This window comes from Vibrio sp. ZOR0018 (assembly GCF_963865925.1).
Lineage (GTDB): Bacteria > Pseudomonadota > Gammaproteobacteria > Enterobacterales > Vibrionaceae > Vibrio > Vibrio anguillarum.
On the sequence record NZ_CAWMCN010000118.1, the window covers coordinates 1 to 19,321 of the forward strand.

General features: G+C 46.1%; 21 protein-coding genes. 11 read left to right on the forward strand and 10 right to left on the reverse strand.

Annotated features, from left to right (window positions below):
- The 5 genes from ychF to lolB form a co-directional block, all read right to left on the reverse strand.
- Positions 1–891, reverse strand: an 891-nt coding sequence (gene ychF / locus AACR75_RS11565; protein ID WP_047687793.1) for a redox-regulated ATPase YchF, incomplete at its 3' end; no start/stop codon positions are given.
- 10 nt (positions 892–901) lie between these two features.
- A complete protein-coding gene (gene pth, locus AACR75_RS11570; RefSeq protein ID WP_013856262.1) occupies positions 902–1,492 on the reverse strand; it encodes an aminoacyl-tRNA hydrolase in 591 nt (196 codons plus the stop codon).
- A 149-nt stretch (positions 1,493–1,641) separates the two neighbouring features.
- Complete coding sequence (locus tag AACR75_RS11575; protein WP_010320509.1) at positions 1,642–2,586, reverse strand: ribose-phosphate pyrophosphokinase; 945 nt, start codon at positions 2,584–2,586, stop codon at positions 1,642–1,644.
- A gap of 29 nt (positions 2,587–2,615) precedes the next feature.
- A complete protein-coding gene (ispE, locus tag AACR75_RS11580) occupies positions 2,616–3,488 on the reverse strand; it encodes a 4-(cytidine 5'-diphospho)-2-C-methyl-D-erythritol kinase (RefSeq protein ID WP_047687794.1) in 873 nt (290 codons plus the stop codon).
- Entirely contained in the window at positions 3,485–4,117 is a 633-nt protein-coding gene (lolB, locus tag AACR75_RS11585; protein WP_047687795.1) for a lipoprotein insertase outer membrane protein LolB, read from the reverse strand. The genes ispE and lolB overlap by 4 nt, the downstream gene beginning before the upstream one ends.
- 161 nt (positions 4,118–4,278) lie before the next feature.
- Here lolB and hemA point away from each other — a divergent pair, with 161 nt between their 5' ends.
- The 8 genes from hemA (at position 4,279) to ybaK (ending at position 12,218) form a co-directional block, all read left to right on the forward strand.
- Complete coding sequence (gene hemA, locus AACR75_RS11590) at positions 4,279–5,538, forward strand: glutamyl-tRNA reductase (RefSeq protein ID WP_047687796.1); 1,260 nt, start codon at positions 4,279–4,281, stop codon at positions 5,536–5,538.
- Between the two features lie 30 nt (positions 5,539–5,568).
- On the forward strand, positions 5,569–6,657 hold the full coding sequence (gene prfA, locus AACR75_RS11595; protein WP_013856266.1) for a peptide chain release factor 1: 1,089 nt from the start codon (positions 5,569–5,571) through the stop codon (positions 6,655–6,657).
- 4 nt (positions 6,658–6,661) lie between these two features.
- The gene (gene prmC / locus AACR75_RS11600; protein ID WP_047687797.1) at positions 6,662–7,543 is read left to right on the forward strand and encodes a peptide chain release factor N(5)-glutamine methyltransferase; all 882 of its coding nucleotides are present in this window, start codon (positions 6,662–6,664) and stop codon (positions 7,541–7,543) included.
- A complete protein-coding gene (locus tag AACR75_RS11605; protein WP_013856268.1) occupies positions 7,528–7,911 on the forward strand; it encodes a SirB2 family protein in 384 nt (127 codons plus the stop codon). The genes prmC and AACR75_RS11605 overlap by 16 nt, the downstream gene beginning before the upstream one ends.
- Positions 7,912–7,929: 18 nt before the next feature.
- The gene (locus AACR75_RS11610) at positions 7,930–8,739 is read left to right on the forward strand and encodes a SirB1 family protein (RefSeq protein ID WP_017048839.1); all 810 of its coding nucleotides are present in this window, start codon (positions 7,930–7,932) and stop codon (positions 8,737–8,739) included.
- Positions 8,740–8,761: 22 nt separating this feature from the next.
- Positions 8,762–9,613, forward strand: a complete 852-nt coding sequence (gene kdsA / locus AACR75_RS11615) for a 3-deoxy-8-phosphooctulonate synthase (protein WP_026028071.1) — start codon at positions 8,762–8,764, stop codon at positions 9,611–9,613.
- Between the two features lie 360 nt (positions 9,614–9,973).
- Complete coding sequence (gene ushA, locus AACR75_RS11620) at positions 9,974–11,635, forward strand: bifunctional UDP-sugar hydrolase/5'-nucleotidase UshA (protein WP_047687798.1); 1,662 nt, start codon at positions 9,974–9,976, stop codon at positions 11,633–11,635.
- 106 nt (positions 11,636–11,741) lie between these two features.
- The gene (gene ybaK, locus AACR75_RS11625) at positions 11,742–12,218 is read left to right on the forward strand and encodes a Cys-tRNA(Pro) deacylase (RefSeq protein WP_047687799.1); all 477 of its coding nucleotides are present in this window, start codon (positions 11,742–11,744) and stop codon (positions 12,216–12,218) included.
- A 45-nt stretch (positions 12,219–12,263) separates the two neighbouring features.
- Here the strand turns inward: ybaK and AACR75_RS11630 are convergent, their stop codons facing one another.
- Positions 12,264–13,523 carry a uracil-xanthine permease family protein gene (locus tag AACR75_RS11630; protein ID WP_010320498.1) on the reverse strand — a complete coding sequence of 420 codons (1,260 nt, stop codon included), beginning with the start codon at positions 13,521–13,523 and terminating at the stop codon, positions 12,264–12,266.
- A 189-nt stretch (positions 13,524–13,712) separates the two neighbouring features.
- On the opposite strand from AACR75_RS11630, the gene AACR75_RS11635 reads away from it, so the two are divergent.
- Positions 13,713–14,858, forward strand: coding sequence for a DUF2066 domain-containing protein (locus AACR75_RS11635; RefSeq protein ID WP_041769128.1), 1,146 nt, complete (start codon positions 13,713–13,715; stop codon positions 14,856–14,858).
- Between the two features lie 101 nt (positions 14,859–14,959).
- On the opposite strand, the gene AACR75_RS11640 is transcribed toward AACR75_RS11635, so the two are convergent.
- From AACR75_RS11640 to AACR75_RS11655, 4 genes are read right to left on the reverse strand one after another with little or no spacing between them, the layout of a single operon-like run.
- A complete protein-coding gene (locus AACR75_RS11640; RefSeq protein WP_026028353.1) occupies positions 14,960–15,385 on the reverse strand; it encodes a DUF2069 domain-containing protein in 426 nt (141 codons plus the stop codon).
- Between the two features lie 8 nt (positions 15,386–15,393).
- Entirely contained in the window at positions 15,394–15,966 is a 573-nt protein-coding gene (wrbA, locus tag AACR75_RS11645; protein ID WP_013856276.1) for an NAD(P)H:quinone oxidoreductase, read from the reverse strand.
- The gene (gene arsC / locus AACR75_RS11650; protein WP_017042768.1) at positions 15,963–16,313 is read right to left on the reverse strand and encodes an arsenate reductase (glutaredoxin); all 351 of its coding nucleotides are present in this window, start codon (positions 16,311–16,313) and stop codon (positions 15,963–15,965) included. Before arsC ends, wrbA begins: the two co-directional genes overlap by 4 nt.
- Positions 16,314–16,336: 23 nt before the next feature.
- Positions 16,337–17,794, reverse strand: a complete 1,458-nt coding sequence (locus AACR75_RS11655) for a beta-barrel assembly-enhancing protease (RefSeq protein ID WP_026029005.1) — start codon at positions 17,792–17,794, stop codon at positions 16,337–16,339.
- Between the two features lie 194 nt (positions 17,795–17,988).
- Here AACR75_RS11655 and AACR75_RS11660 point away from each other — a divergent pair, with 194 nt between their 5' ends.
- Positions 17,989–18,216 carry a sulfurtransferase TusA family protein gene (locus AACR75_RS11660; RefSeq protein ID WP_017042766.1) on the forward strand — a complete coding sequence of 76 codons (228 nt, stop codon included), beginning with the start codon at positions 17,989–17,991 and terminating at the stop codon, positions 18,214–18,216.
- Positions 18,217–19,293, forward strand: coding sequence for an AI-2E family transporter (locus AACR75_RS11665; protein WP_017042765.1), 1,077 nt, complete (start codon positions 18,217–18,219; stop codon positions 19,291–19,293).
- Positions 19,294–19,321: the final 28 nt, after the last annotated feature.

The window sequence follows — 19,321 nt, forward strand, 5'->3', positions numbered from 1 at the left end:
GACCGGAATCGTCCAGGCACGCACTTCTTTTACGCCTGCGGTGAAGTAGGTTTGCAGCGTTAGCAGTTCGTAACCGGTACGAATCACGCGGTTTAGACCGGGTTCTTCAATGCCTAAATCGGCTAAAAACTCGGCGCGATCTTCTTCTTCAAGTTCAGATAGTTCAGCTTCAATGGCTGCGCAAACAGCAACCACAGAATTGTTCTCTTTTTCTGCAAACTCTCTGACAGCATCAAGGTACGGATTATTTTCAAAGCCATCTTCGCTCACGTTGGCGATATACATGGTTGGTTTCAACGTTAAGAAGTTGAGATAATCTACGGCGGCTAGCTCTTCTTTTGAGAGTTCAACCGTGCGAGCCATACCACCTTCCGTTAATACAGGGAGTAGCTTCTCTAATACGGTGATTTCAAATTTAGCGTCTTTATCGCCACCTTTGGCACGTTTTGCTTGACGTTGAATGGCGCGTTCACAGCTATCAAGGTCGGCAAGGGCAAGCTCTAGATTGATTACTTCAATATCTTCAATTGGCGATACTTTGCCTGCTACGTGAACGATATTTTCGTTCTCGAAGCAGCGAACAACGTGACCAATCGCATCTGTTTCACGGATATTTGCAAGGAATTTGTTGCCTAAACCTTCACCTTTTGACGCGCCAGCCACTAGGCCTGCGATATCGACAAATTCCATTGTCGTCGGAAGGATACGTTGAGGGTTTACAATTTCTGCTAACGCATCGAGACGAAGGTCTGGAACAGGAACAACACCCGTGTTTGGTTCGATAGTGCAAAACGGGAAGTTTGCTGCTTCGATGCCCGCTTTAGTTAGTGCATTAAATAATGTTGATTTACCCACATTTGGTAAACCCACGATGCCACATTTAAAACCCATGACTGTAACCTTATTCAGCTTTGAACGTATGTAAGCGATTTTGTGCTTTAGTTAGACCATCTTTTAGTAAAATGTCGAAGCAACGAACCGATTCGTCAACCGCGGCATCTAGGCACTCTTGCTCTTTGGCGGGTGCTTTACCTAAAACATAGCCTGCTACTTTATCTTTGTGCCCCGGATGGCCGATACCAATCCGCAGGCGGTAGAATTCTTTGTTATTGCCGAGTTTGCTGATGGTGTCTTTAAGGCCATTATGCCCGCCATGACCACCGCCCATTTTGAACTTAGCTACCCCGGGAGGTAAGTCTAGTTCATCATGTGCCACCATGATCTCTTCTGGTTTTATCTGGTAAAACTTGGCGATGGCCGCCACGGCTTTACCGGATAAATTCATAAAAGTTGTTGGGATCAATAAACGCAGATCTTCACCATTAACCACGATACGTCCGGTGAAACCGAAGAATTTGGCTTCGTTTTTCAAGGTGACGTTATGAACTCGGGCTAATTCTTCTACTACCCAAGCGCCGGCATTGTGCCTCGTTTTGGCGTATTCAGGGCCAGGATTCGCTAGCCCGACAAGAAGTTTGATTGGTTGGCTCAAGGTTAGGATCTCTTTGCAATATCAAAAGCGCGGTATGATAGCACACAAAAGGGAAAGGGTGCGAGGCGCTAAAATAACAAAGGAAAAAGCACCTCATTTTTCAATGAAGTGCTTTAAAAGCATTTAAAAATCAGTAAATAAACTGAGTTTTAATTAAACATGGCAGAAATAGACTCTTCGTTGCTAATGCGACGAATCGCTTCAGCAAGCATGCTAGACAAGGTTAATTGTGTCACTTTGCCGGTTGCCGCCATCTCTTTAGATAGGGTGATCGAGTCTGTGACGATAACTTGGTCTAGTACTGAGTTTTTGATATTTTTCGCTGCGTTACCTGAGAATACCGCGTGCGTTGCGTAAGCAAACACACGTTTTGCACCACGTTCTTTCAACGCTTCAGCGGCTTTACACAAAGTGCCGCCAGTGTCGATCATGTCATCGACGATCACACAATCGCGACCATCAACATCGCCAATCAGGTTCATAACTTCAGACACGTTGGCGCGTGGACGACGTTTATCAACGATTGCGATGTCGATATCACCTAATGCTTTTGCAGTCGCACGAGCACGAACCACGCCACCAAGGTCAGGTGAAACCACAACAGGATCTTCTAACCCACGCGCTTTCATATCTTCAAGCAACACCGGCGTACCAAAGATGTTATCTACTGGGACGTCAAAGAAGCCTTGGATCTGTTCTGCGTGAAGGTCGATGGTCAAAACGCGGTCAACACCAACGTTTGAAAGGAAATCTGCAACAACTTTTGCAGTAATCGGTACACGAGCAGAGCGCACTCGGCGGTCTTGACGGGCATAACCAAAATATGGGATGACAGCAGTAATACGGCCTGCTGAAGCACGGCGCATTGCATCAATCATCACTACTAATTCCATTAAGTTGTCATTAGTAGGAGCACAAGTAGATTGAATAATAAATACATCGCTACCACGAACATTTTCGTTGATTTGCACTGCAACTTCACCGTCGGAGAAACGAGAAACAGTAGCATCACCAAGAGAGATGTATAGACGTTCAGCAATACGTTGGGCTAGTTCAGGTGTGGCGTTACCAGCAAATAGCTTCATATCAGGCACGGTGGAAACCTCAGGGTTGCGTCCAGTTTTTAAATAGGTCGGGTGTTGGCGAATTGGTATTCAGCCAGAGTCTTTTTCAGTGGCGAAATGTTACACCCTAAGGCGACAAACGCGAAGACTGTGTCAGGGAGCTTGGCAAGGACAGCTTCCGCTTCTACTTTGCTAGAAAATTCGGCAAAAACGCAAGATCCCGTCCCAGTCAATCTTGACGGCGCGTATTGTAGCAGCCATGAAAGTTGCTTATCAACCTCTGGGTACAGCATTCGGACAATTTTTTCGCAATCGTTTTCGTAAGGGTGTTCGAGAAGCGTTGCTAGCGCTCGTTTTGGCGTGTTCCTTATCAATTGGGGATGAGTGAAAATATCTTTCGTTGCAATGCTCACATTAGGCCGAACCACCAAATACCATTTTTGCTTTGGTTCGGTTTGGGTCAGTTTTTCACCTACGCCTTCAGCAAATGCGGCAAAGCCATGGACAAAAACGGGAACATCCGCCCCGAGTGTTAAACCGATCGTGGCGAGTTCTTGCTGTGATAGATTGGTTTGCCATAAGTAGTTCAGTGCAACAAGCACGGTTGCAGCATTGGAAGAGCCGCCACCGATGCCACCGCCCATTGGCAAAACTTTATTTAATTCAATGCTCGCGCCATAGCGGCATCCACTTGCCTTTTGTAAGGCGATGGCCGCTTTCCAAATCAAGTTGTCTTGTAGCGCAACGCCAGCAATGGCTGGTGTGAGAGTTATTTCGCCAGACTGATTGGCGGTAATGGTTAACTCATCACCAAAATCGAGAAATTGAAACAGTGTCTGTAATTCATGATATCCGTCGGCTCTTTGCCCGGTGATATACAGAAAAAGGTTGAGCTTAGCGGGTGATGGCCAGTGGGTTGGGGTGCAAATCATGGCGTTAAGGTCCACTTTGAAATGACGAGGTTTAATGAAACTTGATCTTGAGTCAGCTTCAGTTTGGTCGGAAGTGGCACTGAAGTGGAAGAAGCGGATGTTGAGACGAAGGGATAAGCTTGGTAGTTCAAATATTCCAAGTGCCAGCGGCTAAGCCCTAGCTGTTTATCTAACGATGCCAACAAATTATTTTGATTCAATTGAAAACCATCCGCCTCGGTTGGCAACCCAAGCAGCCAATCTTGTAGCTGCTCAATGGGGATCGATAACCCAGTTAACTCGTAAACTAAAGCATCCGCATTCTGCGCATCGATAATTTGATCATCATACGTTTTGACCTGGGCGCCCTGAGGCGAGATGGAGAGATTTAAAACGGTCTGCCCTAAAAATGTTGAGAGACGAAGCTGGCTATGGTCGGCGTTTTTTTGCCAATGAAAATTGAGGGATTGGCGCTGTTGTGGTGATATATAGCCGAGTTTTCCGCTGGCTTGGTACTCGCGGATCGTTTGCAATTGCTGTTGGTGTTGCTGCCAGCCGACGCTCTCGACCCTTGTTGAGGGTAAGTTTGTGCAACCAAAGAGTGTTAGCAGAGTGAGGAGAGTTAAAATCAGTCTATTCGCGCGTGTCATATCTGCCCATTATTTACACAGTGAAGGCCGTAAAAACGCCTCACTATATCATTGATATCACGAAGTCGGGAAAACAAATCCCTGTTGCCCTTTCATTAAAACAGGGCATCAAGTAAAATTCGGCTCCTATTTACATTTCCTGAACCGAGAAACCTCTATAGATGTCCTTGCTTGCTATTGGAATAAATCACAATACAGCGTCGGTAGAACTGCGAGAGAAAGTGGCGTTTGGTCCTGATAAATTATCAGAAGCCTTGCGACAACTTGCGTCCAGTTCCAGCGTTCAAGGTAGCGTTATTGTCTCTACCTGTAATCGCACGGAAATTTATTGTGATGTAAAATCATCGAGCAAAAGTAAGTTAATCGATTGGTTGTCTCAGTTCCATCATGTGAATCCTGAAGATCTTAAACCGAGTTTGTATGTACACGAAGAACAAGCCGCTATTCGTCATTTGATGCGAGTGGCTTGTGGTCTGGATTCACTGGTATTGGGTGAGCCGCAAATTTTAGGGCAGGTGAAGCAAGCCTATGCGGATGCTCGCGAGCATAACGCGGCTGATTCAGCGATTGAAAAACTGTTTCAAAAAGCATTCTCGGTAGCTAAACGTGTGCGCACCGAAACCGAAATAGGCGGCAGTGCGGTCTCGGTGGCTTATGCTGCTTGTACGTTGGCAAAGCAGATCTTTGAATCACTCTCGGATTCAACGGTAATGTTGGTTGGGGCGGGTGAAACCATCGAACTGGTTGCGAAGCATTTAGCAAGTCATCAATGTAAACGTATGATAGTCGCCAACCGAACCCGCGAGCGAGCGATGGGGCTCGCACAGCAGTTTGACGCTGAAGTGATTGCACTCAATGAGATACCTGACTATCTCGCTCACGCGGATATCGTCATCAGTTCAACCGCCAGCCCACTGCCGATTATTGGCAAAGGGATGGTAGAAAGTGCGATTAAAGTGCGCCGCCATCAACCCATGTTACTGATTGATATTGCCGTGCCTCGTGATATTGAATCGCAGGTCGGGGATTTAAACGATGCCTATCTGTATACGGTTGATGATCTTCAGTCGATTGTAGACAGCAATATGGAACAGCGTAAAGTTGAAGCCATTCAAGCTGAAGCGATTGTCAGTGAAGAGAGCGCTGCCTTTATGAGCTGGATGCGCTCCTTGCAAGCAGTAGACAGCATCCGAGAATACCGTCAATCGGCCAACGAAATTCGTCAAGAATTGCTCAGCAAAAGCTTGCAGGCACTGGCTGCAGGGGGCGATCCTGAAAAAGTGTTACTTGAGTTAAGTAACAAACTCACCAATCGATTGATCCACACACCAACCCGAGCATTGCAAAGCGCTGCCGAGTTAGGTGAACCGGCTAAATTGGCCGTGATTAGACAAAGTTTGGGTCTTGACGACCCTCGATAATATCCGTCACTCCGAATTAAAGAAGAAACTATGAAAGCGTCGATTTTAGTTAAGCTTGAATCCCTTGTTGAGCGTTACGAAGAGGTTCAGCGCCTGCTTGGCGAGCCTACCGTAATTAGTGATCAAAACAAATTCCGTACTTTGTCAAAAGAGTACTCTCAGCTTGAGGAAGTCACTAAATGCTTCCAAGCTTACCAACAAGCGCAAGAGGATTTGGTTGCCGCGGAAGAGATGACCAAAGAAGAAGACGCCGAGATGCGTGAGATGGCTCAAGAGGAAATCAAAATAGCCAAAGCGACAATTGAACGTCTCACTGATGAATTGCAAATTCTGCTGCTACCAAAAGATCCGAACGATGATCGCAACTGCTTCTTAGAAATTCGTGCAGGGGCGGGCGGTGATGAGGCGGGCATTTTTGCTGGCGATCTGTTCCGTATGTACAGCCGTTATGCTGAGAAAATGAGCTGGCGTATCGAAATTATGTCCGCTAGTTATGCTGAGCATGGCGGCTATAAAGAAGTGATTGCTAAAGTGAGTGGTGATGGCGCTTACGGTGTGCTTAAGTTTGAATCAGGCGGTCACCGCGTACAGCGTGTTCCGGCCACGGAATCTCAAGGTCGTGTGCATACTTCCGCTTGTACCGTCGCGATCATGCCCGAAATTCCTGAAGCCGAAATTCCAGAAATTAAAGCTAGCGATCTGAAAATTGACACTTTCCGCTCATCGGGCGCGGGTGGTCAGCACGTAAACACCACCGACTCTGCGATCCGTATTACCCACTTACCAACAGGCACGGTAGTTGAGTGTCAGGACGAGCGTTCACAGCACAAAAACAAAGCCAAAGCGATGGCCGTATTGGCCGCTCGTATTGCACAAGCGGAAGAAGCGAAGCGCGCAGCCGAAGTGTCCGATACTCGTCGTAACCTACTGGGTTCTGGTGATCGTAGCGACCGTATTCGTACTTACAACTATCCGCAAGGTCGCGTTTCCGATCATCGTATTAACTTAACCATTTATCGTCTTAATGAAGTGATGGAAGGGGATCTGCAAAGCTTGATTGATCCAATCATTCAAGAATATCAAGCAGACCAACTTGCCGCTCTTGCCGATCAACACTGATCCCATGACGTTATCTCGTATTGATGATGCGTTGAAAGCCGCGATTGCTCAACTCCAAGAAGGCGGCAGTGATTCGCCTTCTGTGGATGCAGCGGTGCTGCTTTGCCATGTACTGGATAAACCACGTTCTTATCTGCTGACTTGGCCTGAAAAGACCTTAAGCGAAATGCAGTCGCGGCAATTTTGCTCGCTGATTACGCGTCGAGTGACGGGGGAGCCTGTGGCCTATTTGGTTGGGGAACGTGAGTTTTGGTCGCTGCCACTGAAAGTTTCGCCTTCGACATTAATTCCTCGGCCGGATACTGAACGCTTGGTTGAAATTGCGTTAGAAAAAAGCCAGCAGACGCAAGGGGATATTTTGGACTTAGGCACAGGAACTGGCGCAATCGCATTAGCGCTAGCGTCCGAGCTACCTGAACGTCATGTGGTTGGTATCGACTTGCGCCCAGAAGCGCAAGCCTTAGCGTTGGAAAACGCGCAGCGTTTAACTATTACCAATGTCACATTTTTACAAGGCAGTTGGTTTGAACCTTTAAAGCTCGGTACAAAGTTTGCTTTAATTGTCTCCAATCCACCGTATATTGAAGAAAATGATCCCCATCTCACGCAGGGGGATGTACGTTTTGAGCCTTTAAGTGCGCTGGTGGCCAAAGACAAAGGCTTGGCTGACATTAAACACATTGCAGAGAATGCGCGTCACTATTTGCAGCAACAAGGCTGGCTGCTGTTTGAACATGGTTATGATCAAGGGGCGGCAGTCAGAGCGTTATTTGAGTCACTCGGCTATCACCATGTAGTGACAGAAAAGGATTATGCGGGTAATGACCGAGTGACACTGGGTCAATATTCGCACTCAGAAGAGAGAGCATCATGTACGAAGGATTAAAACATTTTCATCTACTGACCATTGCGATCAGTGCACTATTGTTGTCGGTACGTTATGCCTTGATGATGATGGATTCCAAATGGCTGCAACACCCTTTTTTGAAACGTTTTCCTCATATTAACGATTCGCTGTTGTTGTTATCGGGTATCGCGTTGATTGTGATGTCTGGTTTTATCCCATTTACCCCAGCCGCACCTTGGTTAACTGAGAAGCTGACTTGTGTGATGGCGTACATTGCGCTGGGCTTCTTTGCGCTCAAACTGGGTAGGAATAAGCTGTTGCGTACCTTTGCTTTTTTGGGCGCATTAGGTTGGCTTGCTATGGCGGGAAAAATCGCCATCGTAAAAACGGCTATGTTTTTAGGCTAACAGCATCCGAGCGGCATTATGTTTGAATGGTTCGATGAAGATTTTGATGCAATGGAATTGGTGGAAGGGGCGCTGATCTTAAACAAGGCCGTCAATCCTGAAACTGAGGATGAATGGGCACGCCAAGAGTTGGCCCGTTTGCTTACACAAGCAAAACACGAGTTAGCTAATGAACAGGATGAAAAACAGCGTTTCGAAGCGTTGTTGCATCTGTTTTACCAACAATGGGGTTTTCGCGGTGACAGAGAGGCTTATTTTGATTCACGTAATGCCTTCATCGATAAAGTATTGCAGCACCGCAAAGGTATTCCCGTCAGTTTAGGTGCGCTGTTGCTCTATTTTGCGCGCAAGCTAGGCTTTCCTTTACAAGGTATTACCTTTCCCACACAGTTTTTATTGCAGTTGCATTGGTGCGATGAATCACCGATTTATATTAACCCTTTTACTGGTGAAACCGTCTCATTACATATACTGCAAGCGTGGTTAGTTGGGCATAAAGGGGTCTTGTCTAAGCTGAAATCGAGTCATTTGGAAGTGACAGATAATCCGACGGTGATCGGTCGTTGGCTGGCACTACTAAAGAGCGCACTATTAAGAGAAGAGCGTTATACCTTAGCGCTGCGTTGTACTGATTTAGCGCTGACTTTTGTTCCTGATGATCCGTATGAGATCCGCGATCGCGGCTTTATCTATCAGCAACTGGATTGTCACCAAATTGCCTTATCCGATTATCAATACTTTATTGATCATTGTCCGAATGATCCGGCGGCTGAGTTATTAAAAAATCAAGTTAATGCATTAAGCTTTGAAGCTATTACGCTGCATTAACCGCTAAATGAGAGAGAATAAAATGGAACAAAAAATCGTCCACGTGGGTGATATTCCCGTTGCCAACGACAAACCGTTTACTCTGTTTGCTGGAATGAACGTCCTTGAATCCCGTGATTTAGCGATGCAAATCTGTGAGCATTACGTGAAAGTGACCGATAAACTCGGTATCCCTTATGTGTTTAAAGCTTCTTTTGATAAAGCCAACCGCAGCTCTGTTCACTCTTATCGTGGCCCTGGCTTGGAAGAGGGAATGAAAATTTTCCAAGAGCTAAAAGAGACCTTTGGCGTCAAAATCATCACTGACGTGCACACGGAAGCTCAAGCTCAGCCTGTGTCTGAGGTGGTTGATGTGATTCAACTGCCAGCGTTTCTTGCTCGTCAAACTGACCTTGTCGAAGCGATGGCGAAAACAGGTGCAGTGATCAACGTGAAAAAACCACAATTTATGAGCCCTGGCCAAGTGGGCAATATCGTGGAAAAATTTGCAGAGTGCGGCAACGACAAAGTGATTTTGTGTGAACGTGGTGCTTGCCATGGCTATGATAATCTGGTCGTTGATATGTTGGGTTTTGGTGTGATGAAAAAAGTATCAAACGGCAGCCCAATTATTTTTGATGTGACCCATTCACTGCAAATGCGCGACCCTTCTGGCGCAGCTTCTGGTGGGCGTCGTGAACAGACAGTTGAGTTAGCAAAATCAGGTCTTGCTGCCGGGATTGCGGGCCTTTTTATTGAAGCGCATCCAAACCCAGATAAAGCGCGTTGCGATGGTCCATCGGCACTGCCTTTGGATAAACTTGAACCTTTCCTTGCACAAATGAAAGCGTTAGATGATTTGATCAAGAGCTTTGCTCATATCGATATCCGCTGATTTTTTGTTGGATCTATCACTCATGATTTGGCCACCGCAAGGTGGTCAAATTTTATCGAATGTTTCCCAAACCTGTTTATCTTGTCTAAGTGCTCACTTTTCCTTATTTTTTCGTGTTTAGGAAAGAAAACGATTGCCTGTGATCCATTAAAATTTCACGTGTAACCTGTGGCAACCGTTACATTTTTGAATTGATTTTATAGTGATCAATTCTACATAAATATGAAATCAATCTGTCACCTTTGAGATGTTAATTTAAACTGGGTCAAGTTTATTGGTATGGCTTGATTTTGTGTTTGCAACGTTGACCATGACCTCCCCCTCACAAGCAGTGGATTTTTCAAGTTCAAAGGTATGATAATGAAACAACGTCTTATTCTAAAAACAGCGCTCAGCGCGGCCATTCTTACAGCCCTTGTGGGTTGCGCAACTCAACCCACTCATGAGTGGAAAGAAGATACGACTTATAAACTCACCGTGTTGCACACTAATGACCACCACGGTCGTTTCTGGCAAAACAAATATGGCGAGTATGGTATGGCGGCACGTAAAACGCTGATCGACGATCTTCGCTCTGATATTGAAGCTGAAGGCGGCAGCGTACTGCTTCTTTCTGGTGGCGATATTAATACCGGAGTTCCTGAATCTGATCTGCAAGATGCAGAGCCTGATTTTAAAGGCATGAGCAAGATTGGTTATGATGCGATGGCGTTAGGTAACCATGAATTCGATAACCCGCTCGAGGTGCTGTTTAAGCAAAAAGAGTGGGCGAATTTCCCAATGCTGTCGGCCAACATTTACGATAAAGCGACCGGAAAACGTCTATTCCAAGCCTACCAAATGTTTGATAAACAGGGCGTGAAAATAGCGGTTATCGGTTTAACGACTGAAGATACCGCTAAAATCGGCAACCCTGAATACATTGGTGGTATTGAGTTTAGAGATCCAAAAGAAGAAGCGAAAAAACTGATCGCAGAAATTGAGAAAACGGAAAAGCCGGACCTTATTTTTGCCGTTACCCACATGGGCCATTATGAAAATGGTCAACGTGGTGTGAATGCACCAGGTGATGTTGCGCTTGCACGATACTTGGATGAAGGTTCTCTCGATATGATCGTCGGCGGCCACTCTCAAGAGCCTGTCTGCATGGAAGGCCCTAACGTGGTGAAGAAAAACTTCCATCCGGGAGATGAATGTAAGCCTGATATGCAAAACGGTACTTATATAGTGCAAGCGCATGAATGGGGTAAGTATGTTGGCCGTGCGGATTACGAATTCCGTAATGGTGAACTGAACATGGTGAGCTACAATCTGATCCCTGTAAACCTGAAGAAAAAGGTGAACGTGAATGGCGAGAGTAAGCGCGTACTGATTCAAGATCAAATCGCTGAAGATTCAGAAATGCTTAACTTTTTGCGCCCATATCAAGAACAAGGTCAAGCGAAACTGAATGTAGTCATTGCACAAAGTAATGGTAAGTTAGAAGGGGATCGCAACGTTGTGCGTTTCCAACAAACCAATTTAGGTCGTTTGATTGCACTTTCTCATATGGAACGCGCAAAAGCCGACTTTGCGGTGATGAATTCTGGCGGCGTGCGTGATTCGATTGATGCAGGAAAAATCACTTATAAAGATGTGCTCAAAGTACAACCTTTTGCCAATATTCTCACTTATACCGATATGACCGGGGCTGAAGTGTTGGATTACCTCAATGAAGTGGCGACCAAACCTGTTGATTCTGGCGCTTATGTACAATTCGCGGGGATTTCGATGACAGTGGCCAATGGTAAGGTATCGAACGTCTTTATTGGTGATAAGCAGCTCCGTTTGGACGAAACGTATCGCTTCACCGTGCCTAGCTACAATGCAGCAGGTGGTGATGGTTATCCAAAAATCTCCGATCATCCAGGTTATGTGAATACGGGGTTTGTGGACGCGGAAGTATTGAAAGATTACCTCGAAGCACACAGTCCAATTGATGTGAACCAATATGCGCCAGCGGGCGAAATTGTCTATAAGTGATAGTGCGATAAAGAGTTTGACTCATTGTGATCAATCATTTTAACTAAAGGCGGTGCTTAGGCATCGCTTTTTTATTGGCACTAACGGTTACTTTGAGATAAGCACGATGACACCTGCGATTGATTTGGCGAAAAAGAAAAAAATCCCTCACACTCTCCATCAATATCAACATGATCCTAATCACAGCAGTTATGGTTTAGAAGCGGCTGAGGTTTTGGGACAAGATCCGAAAAAAGTGTTTAAAACACTGCTGTTTTGCTTAAATGGCGAGCCGAAAAATCTCGCTGTCGCGATTATTCCAGTTGATCAAAAACTAAATTTAAAGCGTGCGGCCAAAGCGGCTAAGTCGAAAAAAGCGGAAATGGCTAATCCAGACATAGCGCAAAAAACCACAGGTTATGTGGTGGGGGGCATTAGCCCACTTGGGCAGAAAAAAGCACTACCGACCTTCATTCATCTCAGCGCAGCAGATCAAGCGACTATCTGTGTCAGTGCAGGTAAGCGCGGTTTAGAGATTGAATTGGCACCGAGCGATCTTGCGTTATTAACGCGAGGTGAGTTTGTTGAATTGTGTCAAGAATAGAGAATGAAAATCCGGCCTCGATTGAGGCCGGATTGACTGGCAAAATTAGTTCTTCAGTTTGATCTCTTCTTCCATCTGGGCGTTATCCACCACATGGTTTTCTCCTAAGTCATTAGGAAGGATCAAGTTTAGAATAATGGCTACGATACCGCATAAGCTGACACCTTGTAGGCTAAACTCTCCGATACCAAAGGCCATGCCGCCGATACCAAACACTAATGTCACTGCCACAATCACTAAGTTGCGAGACTTGTGAAGATCGACATGATTTTTAATCAGTGTGTTTAGGCCAACCGTTGCAATTGAACCGAACAGCAAAATCATAATGCCGCCCATTACTGGGATTGGAATGGTTTGCAGTAGCGCGCCCAGCTTACCAACCAATGCTAATACAATCGCGGTGATCGCAGCCCAAGTCATGATTACTGGATTAAAGGCTTTCGTCAGCATTACGGCGCCCGTCACTTCGCTGTATGTGGTATTCGGTGGCGCGCCCAGCATCGAGGCTGCGATGGTGGCAACACCGTCACCCGCAATGGTGCGATGTAGCCCAGGTTTCTTGATGTAATCTTTTCCAGTGACGTTTGAGATCGCGAGCATATCGCCCACGTGTTCGACTGCCGGAGCAATTGCAACCGGGATCATGAACAAGATCGCGTTGATGTTGAACTCAGGGAAAGTGAAGTTCGGCATTGACAGCCAAGCCGCTTGCGTAACAGGAGTAAAATCCACTACACCAAAATAGAGGCCCAAAAGATAGCCTGCAAAAATACCGCCGCAGATCGGCAACAGTTTGAGAAAACCTTTGGCAAAAACGCTAATCGTGATGGTGGTTAACAGTGAAACGCAAGAGATCCACATCGCTACATCTGAGCTAATCAGTTGTACCGAACCATCTCCAGTTTTACCTAGCGCCATGTTTACAGCAACAGGCGCAAGGCCTAAGCCAATCACCATGATCACCGGGCCAACGACCACAGGAGGTAAAATTTTGTGGATGATTTCTACGCCACGGACTTTGATGATCGCTCCCAGTAGTATGTAGACAAAACCAGCGGCCACTAAACCGCCCATCGTCGAGGCGACGCCCCAAGTTTGGATGCCAAACATAATCGGTGCAATAAAGGCAAAGGAAGAAGCAAGAAAGATGGGGACAGAGCGGCGAGTAATAAGTTGGAATAAAAGGGTACCGACACCGGCGCCAAATAGTGCAACGTTAGGATCAAGCCCAGTTAACAGCGGGACAAGAACCAGCGCACCAAATGCGACGAAGAGCATCTGTGCGCCTTGGATGGCATTTTTCATCATGATTTCCCTGAAGCAAAATAAAAATTCGCGGGATTCTATCACTTTTGCAAACGATTGCCATTGAAACTAGATCAAATAAAGTCACAAATGTTGATGAAATTATCACCGAACTCTGCCGTGGATTCCTTGCCGCGGACCGGATAGTTGCTTATCATCGACGTTCACAAAACAGATCATAGGAACAGTATGCGCTATTTAGCTATGTTGGTGATGAGCTTACTCACTCTCCCTGCTTATGCCTTAACCAAGGTCGACTTATACCATACCGAAGTCGTGATTGATCAACAGCAAGACAATGCCGACGCGAATGCTCGTATCAAAGGGATGAGCGAAGTGATTGTTCGAGCTTCGGGTGATAGGAATGCGGTGAACAATGAGGTGATTAAAAAAGCCTTAAGGCAGAATTCGCAATATTTAGCGCAAATCAGTTATGGTCAAAATGGGGCGCAATCTTCGATTGTTATGGGGTTTAGCGCACCGCATATCCGCACATTATTAACTCAAGCTCAATTACCATTTTGGCCTGAAAACCGAGCTAATGTTTTAGTCTGGTTGATTGAAGAGTCAGGTTATGACCGCAGTATCGCTTGGGAACATTCTGACACGAGTACGCTAAAACAGCTTAAAGGCGCGACTCAAACTCGCGGTTTGCCTATCACAGTGCCTGTGGGTGATTTTGATGATATTACCGGTGTGGAAGTATCGGATTTGTGGGGCGGTTTCGTACAGCCTATCAGTATGGCTAGCCAACGTTATCCAACCGATGCTGTATTGGTGGTCAGAGTGCAAAGTAATGGTGTGCGTTGGAGTTTGTATGATCAACCCGCCGCTCAAATGGCACAAGCCACGAAAGCGCCACTGTCTGGTCAAGCGTCTGGTGACGATGCCATTGAACAAATGGTCGATCAATTGAGTGATTACTATGCAAGAAAGAGCTCGGTTATCGTGGCCAGTGAATCCTCTTCTTCGCTGCTTGCTCGTTTTAGCCCGATTGATGATGCAATGGATTTCTTTACCTTGGAGAATAAGTTGAAGCGCTTAAGTTCTGTTGCTTCTTTGGACATTCTCAAGATTCAAGGTGAGGAAATCACTTTCGAAGTGCATTTGTTGGCTTCAGAGTCCGAGTTTGAGCAAGAAGTGCTACGCATGGGCAAAGTCGCTAAAATTGATGACCCACAGCCAGAGAGTGTGCCAACACAGCTTACCCCAGCAGCAGAGGTTGATGATTCTGCTGTGGAGTCAGGCTCTTTGCAAGTCACACCTGAACCGTCATTATCTCAGGCCATCACTGAACCAGTGAAGCGAGTGCTCTCTTTTGAGTGGCAAGCGTAAAGTACTCAGTCACCCCTTGAACAAATGCTGAGATAATCAAAAAGAGCCCATCAGGGCTCTTTTTGCATGAGAAGAATAGGCAATCCTGTCATGGATTGACTCTATGGTTGATTATCGTGGGTAAAATTGGCTTTCTCTTGCTTTTCGACTTCAGATAGACGCTTGAGTTTCAGTCCGAGCTCTTTACCGCGATGGCGAGCATACAAGGTATTACCGACAAAAGCGGCAAATGTCAGTAGCAGTTCTACTACCGCTAACCAGCGCTCCCCTCCATCAACATAAATCAGCGTTAACGCGTGTAGAAAGTAGAGCATTAAAACAAAGTTGGCCCAGGCGTGAGTGTAGGGTTTTCCGGCCAAAATTCCCGGTAATGGTAAAAGCAGTGGGATAACCCATGCAATGGCCAATGCAACATGATTAAGATGAGGGTGAGGAGAGAGCGAGAATTGCCATAAAACCACCCATATAATTAGGGATAAGTTACTCAGTAAAGCTAGCCATCGGTACTGCTTGGTGTTTGGCATCATTTCTGCCGTCATAATCTGTCCTTTAATCGGCTGGCTAGCATTGCCAGCCGTTTTCCTAAATTTTTAGCCAGTTCACTTTCGTGCGTAGTGAGTTGTGGCGAGTGTGTTGCGACATGGCTTGCACCATATGGCGTGCCTCCAGAGGTTGTGGTATGCAGTGTAGGCTCTGAATAAGGGATGCCAACGATTAGCATGCCATGATGCATCAGTGGCAGCATCATACTCTGTTGCGTACTCTCTTGGCCGCCATGCAAAGAGGATGAAGAAGTAAACACGCAAGCGGGTTTATCAATTAATGCGCCGCTAATCCATAGAGGGGTCGTTTGGTCCCAAAAGTGCTTCAGTGGCGCGGCCATATTGCCAAACCAGACTGGGCTGCCAAAAGCCAAACCATCACATTGCTTTAACTCATCCAGAGTCAGGTAGGGATCGGTCGTTTGCTCTGCATGATTGTCTAGCGCCGGAACGGTGCGCAAGAGCGCTGTCGCGCCTTGTGCTTCAATTCCGCGTGCGATTTGCCTTGCCAGTGCTTGCGTTGAACCGTGCCTACTGTAATAAAGTACGACGACTTTAATACTCATAAAATCTCAAGTACTTGCTCTGGTGGACGGCCGTGGCGCGCTTTACCATTGGCGACAACAATGGGACGCTCAATCAACTTAGGGTGCGCGGCCATGGCTGAAAATAGTTGATCATCAGTAAGTGCATCATCACTTAGGCCAAGTTCTTTATAGAGATCTTCTTTGGTGCGCATCATATCACGAACCTGTTGTAGCCCGAGTTGAGCGTACAAGGTTTTCAACTGTTCGATGGTTGGCGCTTGGTCTAAATATTTGATGATCTGTGGCTTTAACTGGCGGTCTTCCAGCAGTGCCAGAGTTTCACGACTTTTTGAGCATTTAGGGTTGTGATAAATCACGACTGACATAACTTCTCCTCGTTGTATTGTGATTATTGGAGTGATAAGAATCGGTCTCGTTGCACCATCAATTGGTCAATGCGTGCATCGTAGCGAGCTTGTTCTAAGCTGCCAAGTTCGGCGAGTTGACTTGCTTGAGTGTAATATTGAATTGCTTTATTCCAATTGGCTTTGAGCGCTAGAAGCTCCGCCCGCGCAGCAAGATCTTCTTGGCTATTGCCAATGCCGATATTCGCTTCTGATAGCAAATGCCAGCCGTTGGTATCATTAGGGTTGTCATGGGTGTAGCGCTGCAATACCCGAATGGCATCAGACAATTTATCTTGTTTTAATAAGCTGTTGGCGTAGTTAATTGTTAAGGTTGGATTGTTCGGTTTCTGTTTAAGCGCCTTCTCGAGCAAGGTTTGGGCTTTGGCCGCTTGATTTAGAGCGATATCGAGATCGGCCATCGCATCAAGATAGAAATTGTTTGTTGGGTCTTGTGCAACCAGCTTTGATAAAATCGCCTCTGATTTATCAAATTGCTTGCTATCGAGATAAACCAAGGCTTTGCCATATTGGAAGGCTGGCGCGAGAGCTGCACTCTCTTTTTTCTCCGCACGCTTAAACCAATCAAGAGCGGCTTCATTATCAATCCCAGCATAGCGAGCAACAATTCGTGAGCGTGCTAAATGGTAATCCAATGAAGGTTGAAGGCGCATAGGCGGGTAGTGTTGGGCACGCTCACGGCTGTCGGTAATACGATCTTCTGGCAGCGGATGGGTTAGTAACATCGGTGGCGGTTTACTAGCGTAACGATATTCATCAGCGAGGCGGCCAAAAAACCTTGGCATGGCTTGGGCATCAAACCCCGCTTTGGCTAGCGTTGCAATACCAAATCGGTCAGCCTCTTTTTCATTACTGCGCGTATAGTTTATTTGGCTTTGCATACTGCCTGCGGTGGTGGCGGTAATGGCGGCAATGCCCACTTCAGGTGCCGCAATAGCCAGTAACAAAGAGCCTGCCAATGCGGCGATTGTTGCTGGTGAGCGTCTGGCTTGGTCTTCCATACTGCGTGCTAAATGGCGCTGCGTGACGTGGGCAATTTCGTGCGAAAGAACCGAAGCGAGTTCGCTTTCTGTTTGTGCATGCAAAAACAACCCAGAGTGCAACGCAACATAACCGCCAAAGAAGGCAAACGCATTGATATTGCGATCGCGGATCATAAAAAAGGTGAACGGCGTTTTTACATCGTTGGCATTGGCAACCAATTTATGCCCTAGGCTATCGATGTACTCGTTGATCACCGGATCATTGACGATAGGCTGGCTGTTACGCAGCATGCGCATATAAGCATCACCATAAATAAGCTCTTGATCAATCGTCAAGGTCGAACCTGCTACTGTCCCAATGTCCGGTAGCTCGATGGTGTCGGCATAGCTCAAGGAAGGGGCGTTTATCGCCACAGTAATACAGAGGCAAAGTAAGGATCGAGCGCGTTTAAACTTCATATTTGTCAGTGATATTCCGTGATCTTCTTGTCTGTATGACATTGAATGTGTGAATTGGTTTCCAACTCAAAATAACGGCCAAAAATTGTAGAGAGAGAAGAGTAAGCCAGCCGGTGTTTGAGTATCGATAAACACTGGCATGCCAGTCAAAACTCGATACAATGGCAGGCCTATATTAAGCATTGAGCAGAAGAATGGAACCAAATATTCTGGATTTACGCCAGCAGCGTTGTCCGATGGCTTTATTACTTGCGAAGCGTCACACTGTTCAATTGGTTTTGGGTGAGGTATTAGACATTTGGCTTAACGACGTCAGCTCAGGACAGGATATAGAAAAATATTTGTCTGCTCATGGCTTTCGTTGCCAGTGGAACACGTCACCCGGCTATTTTTGGCTAAAAGTAATTAAGGAACTCGATTAAATGTTTGAAATGGTAACTCGTTGGTATCAAAGACGCTTTTCTGATCCTCATGCCGTTAGTCTGGTTGCTATTCTGTTTTTTGGTTTTGTAACGATATATTTCTTCGGCCATTTGATTGCGCCGCTGCTTGTGGCCATTGTGCTGGCGTATTTACTTGAGTGGCCAGTAATGCAATTGCGCCGTTTTGGGCTTCCTAGGTCCGTTTCCGTAATTTTGGTGATTTTGCTGTTTGTCGGTTTGATGCTGCTGGCTATCTTTGGTTTAGTCCCAACCATTTGGAAACAGGTTGGTAATTTAATCAATGACATTCCTAACATGTATGCAGGGTTGCAAAGCTTCATTTTGAGTATTCCTGAACGTTACCCTGAACTCGATAACTTACAGATTGTTGAGTCGGTGATAAGCAATGCGAAGAACCAGGCTTTAGGTATGGGGGAAAGTGTCGTTAAAGGGTCACTTGCTTCTCTTGTGAGTTTGGCCACCTTGGGTGTCTATCTCATTTTAGTGCCGTTGCTGGTCTTCTTTTTATTGAAAGATAAGAATGAAATGCTGCGAATGACCAGTGGGTTATTGCCACGTAACCGTAAACTCGCGGCTAAAGTATGGCAAGAGATGAACCAACAAATCTCAAACTACATCCGTGGAAAAGTGTTAGAAATACTGATTGTTGGTAGTATCAGTTACGTCACTTTCGCCATTCTTGATTTACGTTATTCGGTGTTGCTTGCTGTGGCTGTGGGTCTATCGGTTTTGATCCCTTATATTGGCGCGGCCGCTGTGACGGTGCCAGTTGCCATCGTCGGTCTCTTCCAATGGGGCATGACTCCTCCGTTTTACACATTATTAATTGCTTATGGCATCATCCAAGCTTTGGATGGCAACGTATTGGTTCCCGTTCTATTTTCTGAAGCCGTTAATCTACATCCCGTTGCTATCATTGTCGCGGTGTTAGTCTTTGGTGGGCTATGGGGGTTTTGGGGCGTATTTTTTGCAATTCCTCTTGCCACTCTAGTAAAAGCAGTATGGCATGCTTTGCCCAGCACTGATGAACCTGTTGTTGAGGCTGAATCACCCTAAAATCACTGAATTATAAATAAAAAATAGA